8 protein-coding genes are annotated in these 8,187 nt (G+C 47.2%); all 8 read right to left on the reverse strand.

Translation table 11 applies throughout. The annotated features are described in order from the left end of the window. The coding region (gene glyS, locus C1I60_RS23095) for a glycine--tRNA ligase subunit beta (RefSeq protein ID WP_252361836.1) at positions 1-1,521 on the reverse strand (1,521 nt) is incomplete at its 3' end. Next, on the reverse strand, positions 1,514-2,401 hold the full coding sequence (gene glyQ, locus C1I60_RS23100; protein ID WP_014282485.1) for a glycine--tRNA ligase subunit alpha: 888 nt from the start codon (positions 2,399-2,401) through the stop codon (positions 1,514-1,516). The genes glyS and glyQ, both read right to left, overlap by 8 nt. A gap of 403 nt (positions 2,402-2,804) precedes the next feature. Beyond that, entirely contained in the window at positions 2,805-3,557 is a 753-nt protein-coding gene (recO, locus tag C1I60_RS23105; RefSeq protein ID WP_137063811.1) for a DNA repair protein RecO, read from the reverse strand. A 42-nt stretch (positions 3,558-3,599) separates the two neighbouring features. Continuing rightward, positions 3,600-3,737, reverse strand: coding sequence for a YqzL family protein (locus tag C1I60_RS23110; protein ID WP_137063812.1), 138 nt, complete (start codon positions 3,735-3,737; stop codon positions 3,600-3,602). Between the two features lie 456 nt (positions 3,738-4,193). Beyond that, positions 4,194-5,096, reverse strand: coding sequence for a GTPase Era (era, locus tag C1I60_RS23115; RefSeq protein WP_137063813.1), 903 nt, complete (start codon positions 5,094-5,096; stop codon positions 4,194-4,196). Between the two features lie 213 nt (positions 5,097-5,309). Then, positions 5,310-5,684 carry a diacylglycerol kinase family protein gene (locus C1I60_RS23120; protein WP_137063814.1) on the reverse strand — a complete coding sequence of 125 codons (375 nt, stop codon included), beginning with the start codon at positions 5,682-5,684 and terminating at the stop codon, positions 5,310-5,312. After that, entirely contained in the window at positions 5,684-6,181 is a 498-nt protein-coding gene (gene ybeY / locus C1I60_RS23125) for an rRNA maturation RNase YbeY (RefSeq protein WP_137063815.1), read from the reverse strand. The genes C1I60_RS23120 and ybeY overlap by 1 nt, the downstream gene beginning before the upstream one ends. A 58-nt stretch (positions 6,182-6,239) precedes the next feature. Then, a partial coding sequence (locus C1I60_RS23130; RefSeq protein WP_252361837.1) for an HD family phosphohydrolase occupies positions 6,240-8,187 on the reverse strand: 1,948 nt, incomplete at its 5' end.

Consider the following 8,187-nt stretch of genomic DNA (forward strand, 5'->3'; position numbering starts at 1 on the left):
CGCAATATTGAACACATCAGACAAAGTAGCCGAAAGATTACGATCCAGTAAAATCTGCACAATACCTGCGGCCTGGCGACGAAGCGCATAAGGATCCTGCGAACCTGTCGGAATAATACCGATGGAGAAGCAACCGGTGATCGTGTCTATTTTGTCAGCGATACTCACAATAGCTCCAGCGTTCGTGGAAGGAACCGTTTCTCCGGCAAAACGCGGCTGATAATGCTCAAATACCGCTCTCGCCACTTCTTCCTTCTCTCCAGCCTTACGAGCATAATCCTCACCCATAACCCCTTGCAGTTCCGGGAATTCATATACCATTTGCGTTACCAGATCAAACTTACAAATATCTGCTGCCCGACTAACCGACTCCAGTGTATCCGGGGAAACCCGCAGTTTCTCAGCTAAAGCATCGGCAATGCGACGAATCCGACGTACCTTGTCTCCAACCGATCCCAATTCCTCGTGGAAAACGATACTTTCCAGCTTGGAGAGCGCATCCTTGATTTCCAGTCTCTGATCTTCTTCATAAAAGAATTTGGCATCAGATAGCCGTGCACGCAATACTTTTTCGTTCCCCTTGGCAATGACATCCAGCGATTGGCTTCCACCGTTACGTACTGTAACAAAGTATGGCAGCAGCTCTCCCGCGTGATCCAGCACCGGGAAATAGCGTTGATGCTCACGCATGGAAGTAATCAGCACATCCTTCGGAATGTTGAGGAACGATGGATCAAAACCTCCAAACAGTACCGTCGGCGTTTCGACCAGATACAACACTTCTTCCAGCAGATCATCCTTAACCGCGATCGTCCAGTCTTTTTCGGCTGCTAATGCTTCAATCTGCTTCACGATAATGGACTGGCGTTCCGCGATATCCACAATGACGTGCTGTTTACGAAGCGCCTCAACGTAGTCTGCCGGACTTTCCACAACAGTATCCTGCCCGAGAAAACGATGTCCTCTTGACACATTTCCGGATCGAACCCCGGCAATTTCCAAGTTAACAATATCTTTGCCGAACAAGGCGATCAACCAGCGGATTGGACGAACAAACTTAAAGTCATAGCTGGCCCAACGCATAAATTTAGGGAAAGTCATGGCATGCAAAATGTGCAATAAGCCCTCGGACAGCACTTCCGCTGTCGGTACACCTATACTGCTCTTGGTCGCGTAAATATACTCCACGCCTCCAAGCTCCTTGAATGTAAACTGTTCAGGATCAACACCCTGGCTGCGGGCAAAGCCGAGAGCAGCCTTGCTCCAATTGCCAGCTTCGTCAAGTGCGATTTTGCGGGAAGGCCCTTTGACTTCTTCGTTAATATCCTCCTGCTTTTCGGCTACCTCCTTAACCAGCACCGCCAGACGACGAGGGGTTGCATAAGCTTCTACATCACCATGAGCAATACGTGAGCTGTCCAGCCAAGCAGTCATACGCTCCTTTAACTGCTGAATCGCAGCAGGGATAAAACGGGCGGGCACTTCTTCCAAACCGATTTCAAACAGCAAATCCTTAGACATGTGCCGCACCTCCTTTCTTCAACAGCGGGAAGCCGAGCTTCTCGCGTTCCTCCAGATAAGTTGCAGCCACCTGACGGGCCAAATTCCGCACACGCATAATAAATCCGGTCCGTTCCGTTACACTGATGGCACCGCGAGCATCCAGCAAGTTGAACGCATGAGAGCATTTCAACACATAATCGTAAGCTGGAAATACAAGGTGCTGTGCCATGGCTTTATTCGCTTCTTCTTCATACATATTAAAAAGGGTGAAAAGCATTTTGACGTCAGATACTTCAAACGTATATTTGGAATGCTCAAATTCAGGCTGGTGGAAAACATCGCCATACGTGATGCCATTCACCCACTCTAGATCGAACACATTCTCCTTGTCCTGAATGTAGGAAGCAAGACGCTCCATACCATACGTAATTTCAACCGCAACCGGACTTGCATCAATACCGCCCACTTGCTGAAAATACGTGAATTGGGTAATTTCCATACCATCCAGCCATACTTCCCAACCTAGTCCCCATGCTCCCAGCGTTGGCGCTTCCCAGTTGTCTTCAACGAAGCGAATATCATGCTCCAGAGGATTAATACCAAGGCGGCTCAAGCTCTCCAGATACAGTTCCTGAATGTTATCAGGCGATGGCTTCAAAACAACCTGAAACTGGTGATGCTGATACAGACGATTTGGGTTCTCTCCATAACGTCCATCTGCGGGGCGGCGGGACGGCTCGACATAAGCTACGTTCCACGGCTCAGGCCCAATTGAACGCAAATACGTCATCGGGTTCATTGTACCTGCCCCTTTTTCCGTGTCATACGGCTGTACAATAATACAGTTGTGCTCAGCCCAAAATTGTTGCAGTGTCAAAATCATCTGCTGAAAATTCATGGTACACACTTCCCTTCCAAATTTCCTCAAATGGTGGTGATCCTTCTTCGAAATCTTCTATGTACAGGGCCGCCTACTTCCAACAAGCCTCGCCAGAGACAGCAAAAAGCCCCCGCCTCTACGCCTGTACAGACGTAGGGACGAGAGCTGACTCCCGCGGTTCCACCCTACTTGATTGCAGTCCTTCATCACCAGCCAGACCGTAATCCTCTTTTCCGTGTCCATTCAGATGCTCCCGAGTGCCTTGTTCACGAAGATTTCCCGCCGGGCTTACACCATCCCCGACTCGCTTACTCTAGAGAATAAACTCCGTTACTTTCTCGTTCAATGCCTCTGCTCCCGAAGGAGATATATAGTAGGATATTACACGTTTTTAGCAGCACAGTCAAGGGAGCAAGAGGTTTCACATATCATACTTGTCGAGCTGGTCCAGAAAATGACGGGATTTCAGCTTGACCTCCAGTTGCATATCCATGAACTGTCGCATGACATGTTTGATTTCCAGTTTGGTCGAGTCCTTCACATCAATGTTGCCGAGCCGGTTTAAATCCATTCTCGCAAACAAACGTAACAGCTTCAACGTACGCGGTGTGACACTCAATGCAGCCGGATCAAAGTGCTTATAGCCTCGACACAAAACTCCGCCCAGCCTTGGACTGATAAACATATCTTCATCAGCACACTGTTGTCCGCTGGAAATACAGGCATCAAGCTGGGGAGCATATCCGGCCGCCTGCAATATTTTAAATTCATAAATGCTCATGACGATCAGCGGATCTTTGCCGCTCTCCAACGCTTCCAGACATGCTTTAAGCTGCTTAAACCAGAAGGTGCCCGTTTCTTCATCATGTAGTACCCGGTCGAGCAATTCACAGGCATATGAGGCGTAAGCGGCCTTGGTAATATCCTCGCGCAGTATATGATGGGATTGAATAATTTCACCGGTATTTAACGTGCCTAAGCCGGTATTTCGAAAAAACACAAATTCACCATACGTAAACGGCTGCGTCAATGCAGCATGACGGCTTTTGGGCTTCTTGGCTCCTCTGACCAGCACGCCTGTCTTACCGCCGCTTTCGGTGCAAAGCGTAATAATTTTGTTCCCCTCACCGTAATCCATGCTGCGGATGACGATTCCTTCCACCCTGTAAAGCATGCCTCTTCCCCCAAACATTCACGAAGAAGCCAGTGACTCGCGCTATTCACTTGCTTCTTCATGCTCGTCCGACTCTCCTTCATCCGTGTCTTGCTCCCTTGTCACGGCGCTCTCCCTGTATAACAGATACGCACCGACATCCCCAGTCATCGCAAAATACTTCCACGAAAAATCTCGCAATCGTATTCATCCTTTCTTCGGAAATGACGTTTGCATCTCAAAATTAGAATGATGCGAAGAAAGGTGAAGTATGCGATGAAATAAATGGATTGAGTTAAAAAAGAGTGCTGTATACGAGGCTGAGACGCTCCGCGAATGATTTGATCTTTCGAACGATGGCGCTCTTCAGATTCAAATCCTTGCTCCGCTAAAGCTTGCATACAGTTACACGGCTTTTTTTAAAAGCATTCCTTTTTTCAGTGCAGGAAATGAGGGTATGGGAAGTGCAAGAGTTAAGCGCCGCAAAGGCGCGGCGCTTGAATTACCAAAGACACTTTACTTATGCCTGTGTTAGTGAATGGGTAGTCGGACGGCTTTTTTTATGGTGCCTAAAAGACTTAACATCTTTGGTTCAACTAATTTAAAACTCAATTTTAAGATCCCTTAGGGAACTAAAGTGTGAATATAACATGTTTTTTAAGCGTCGCGATGGAATCCGAGGTCACGCAGGACACGATCCTGGTTACGCCAGTCTTTTTTGACCTTTACCCACAGTTCCAGGAAAATTTTGGAGCCCAACAGGTTTTGGATATCTATGCGTGCCTGTTTGCCCACTTCCTTGAGCATAGCTCCCTGCTTACCGATAATAATTCCCTTCTGGGAATCCCGCTCTACAAAAATGACTGCCATAATATGCACTACGCCGTTGTCCTGTACCTTCATGTCTTCAATCATGACTGCAATCGAATGCGGTACTTCCTCACGAGTCATATGCAAAATCTTTTCCCGTACCAGTTCGGCGATGACGAACTGCTCTGGATGGTCGGTAATTTGGTCATCCGGGTAATATTGTGGACCTTCAGGCAAATATTTCTGTACCTGCTCCAGCAGACGGTTCACATTGTTGCCCATTTTAGCCGAGATCGGCACAATTTCCGCAAAGTCGTACAGCTTGCGGTATTGCTCAATCAGGGGTAGTAGCGCTTCGGGCTCAATACGGTCAATTTTATTCAAAACCAGAATGACTGGCGTTTTTACCTTTTTTAGCTGTTCGGCAATAAAACGGTCGCCTCCGCCTAATCCTTCAGAGGCATCAATAAGAAAAAGTACAGCCTCAACTTCGCCCAACGTATTAAAGGCCGTTTGATTCATGTAGTCGCCCAGTTTAGACTGGCGCTTATGAATGCCCGGTGTGTCCAAAAATACAATTTGCGTGTCCTCTGTAGTGAATACCCCATGTATTTTGTTACGTGTGGTTTGGGGCTTGTCCGACATGATAGCGATTTTCTGGCCGATGACATGGTTCATCAGAGTTGATTTTCCTACATTGGGTCTGCCAACAATCGCAACAAAGCCTGATTTAAAGTGTTTCTTAGCCATTTCGTTTCCTCCAGCACTATTAAGCGCCTATTTTTTTGGTTTTTGGGTTAGGTCTTTTCTACAGTATATAATTCAGGATTTTGCAAAATTCGATCCCGTCGCTCCAAAGTGCAATATATAGACGAACTAGATTATTTCGATATATATATTGTTCATTAGAAGTCACTTATTGGATTTTTACAAACTCCTCGATTACAAAAATGTGTTTTTCCATTAAAAAAGCTGACTAATCAAGGTCAACAACGGCCTGTAAAACACAAATATACCAATAATTACAGCAAAAACCGCTGCCAGGAGCACAGCTCCGGCGGCGGTGTCTTTAGCCGCTTTGGCCAGCGGATGGATATCAGGCGAGATTAAATCTATCGCCGCTTCAACAGCGGTATTGATCAGTTCGGCTACGATTACCATGGCAATCGCCATAGAGACGAATAACCAGTCGAGCCGGGAGATGCGCAGGCTTAAGCCTGCTGCGATGACGAGAAACGCCATGACCACATGTATCCGCATATTTATTTGTGTGCGCAGAGCATACATCACACCTTCTGCGGCATAACGAAAAGTCATTCTCCAAGGCTGACGTCTCATTACCGTGTCAACCCCACTTGAGCCAGTACTGCTTCTTGCTTGCCCATCATTTCAGCTTCACTGGCCTCATCCTGATGATCATAGCCCAATAAATGCAAGAAGCCGTGAACAAACAAAAAGCCGATTTCACGCTCAATGGAATGACCGTACTCCTCACTTTGGGCCTGAGCTGTCTGCACGGAAATAATAATATCACCCAGCACATCCGGCACATCATCCAGCGGTCCTCCGTCATCCGGCTCATAGATGATTTCAAGCTCTTCATCCAATGTTTCCTTCATGGCAAATGACAGCACATCGGTTGGGCGGTCAATCCCACGATACTCCCTGTTTAATTCATGAATTTGCTCATCATTAACGAAGGTGAGGGCCACCTCACCTTCCGTCACTCCTTCCACCTTGCCCGCTTCCTCCAATAGAGTGTTCAGCAAACCAATCAAGGATTCATGGATTACCATATCGTTTTGTTCATTATTCCAAGCTAATTGAAGGCTCATGCCAACCGCTCCTTTTAATTCTAATGCTCTGCCACACTTCATGCACAAGCCTATTATATTATGCTTTCCCGCTCTCAGGCTTTGGTCTTTCTTCGGGATACTCAATACGGGAGTGGAAAGTTCCCATCACGGTTTCTTTAAGAGTTTGAGCCACAATATCAAGCTCCCGCATCGTTAGCTCGCAATCGTTAAACTGGTGATCATCAAGACGACTTTTAATAATTTTTTCAATCATCGACTCCACCTGATCCACTGTTGGTTTCCGCAGGGAACGGACGGCTGCTTCCACGCTATCAGCAATCCCGACTACAGCAGCCTCCTTGGACTGGGCTTTTGGCCCAGGATAGCGAAAATCATCCTCAGTAAAGTCCGGCTCTACGCCCCGTTCTTCCGCCTCACGCAGCGCCTTATGATAAAAGTAGTGCAGAAACGTGGTTCCATGATGCTGCTCGGCAATATCGCGAATCGGCTTGGGCAGCTTGTAATCCAATTGCATTTCCACACCATCACGGGCATGGGCAATAATGATGGACTTACTCAGCTTCGGCTCTATCGTATCATGAGGATTATCCATACCATTCTGATTTTCAATGAAGTACGAAGGCCGTTTTGTTTTACCGATGTCATGATAATACGAACCGACCCGGCACAACAAGCCGTTAGCACCTATAGCCTCCGCTGCTGCCTCTGACAGATTACCTACCATTACGCTGTGGTGATACGTACCCGGTGTCTCTGTAAGCAGCTTGCGCAGAAGCGGATGATTCGGGTTAGACAGCTCAACCAGCTTCAGCGCTGACAAAATGCCAAAGGTAGACTCAAAAAATGGCATTAGCCCAATAACAAGTACGGCTGTAATCAAACCGCCCGCAAAAGCAAAAGCTACCGCATAGAGCGTCGTCGTTTGAGTCCAGTTGCTTTGGTCGATCAGCGCCAGAGTGAAGACCGACACGGCACCGAACAAGCATACCATAATGGCCCCCTTGAACAGCGTTGAACGCTGACTGGCTCGATGCGTCGAGAAAATCGAAGCAAGACAAACCACAAGGGCAAAAAATCCGAAGTTAAAATCAAAAATTTGTCCTTGTCTGACATTCAAAATGACACTTGCCAATATACTGAATATAATGGCACAAACGAAGGCCAGCGACATATCGAGTAACAACGTTACAAGCATGGCTCCAAGCGCGATAGGCGCCAGATAGCCGAGATAAGACCGTTCACTGTCCTGCAATATGGCGGTTAACATCATTGCGCCTACCGTGATCACAAAAATCAACACCAGCATGAGCAACTGCGCATTGTTATACTTAAAACGGCGTGTTCGTGATTGGAACTGGCGAATATACATAAACAGGCCCAAGGCCAGCATTGCAGACAACATCAACAGACCAAATTGCGGCCAATAGTTGATCTTGTCCTTTAGCAGTTCGTTTTCATCCAGTAAAGTGTAGATTTCCTGGGTAATAATCTCGCCTTTCTTGACGAGCACTTCACCCTGTTTGATGTAGACTGTCGGTGTATCTTCACGGGCCTGTACCCTAGCGTCCTTCGTAGCTGTATCATCATAAAACTTGTTGGCCGTAATCACAAGCCTTGCAAGCTCCTGAACGACTTCACGAGAGGTACGCTTGGTAAGCGTACTCGTACTGACCCGCTCGGCCACCTTGGCCCGAGCTGTTTGTGCATCTGTTATCTGATCGTTCATCAATCCGGTCACGATTTCACGGGCTACCGGTCGCATCTCGGCAATATCCTCAGAGGTGAGACGCGGAATTTTGATGAAGGTTTCCTCCGGAATCCGATATGTCTGCTCTTTTGTTTTTTGCAGCACTTCGTCCAATAGCTTTTCCGGGTAGGCATCGGCATTACGGCTATTGTTCACAAAATTTTGCACAAATTCCCGCGCACGCTGAGGAATCTCGTCTTTGTAAATAGAAATTTTATCGGATCTGGAAACCTGGTCATCCTGATTAAGCCGTTCAATTCGGTCCAAAATACCAGTA

It is taken from the genome of Paenibacillus terrae (genome assembly GCF_005217525.1).
Classification (GTDB): domain Bacteria; phylum Bacillota; class Bacilli; order Paenibacillales; family Paenibacillaceae; genus Paenibacillus; species Paenibacillus terrae_C.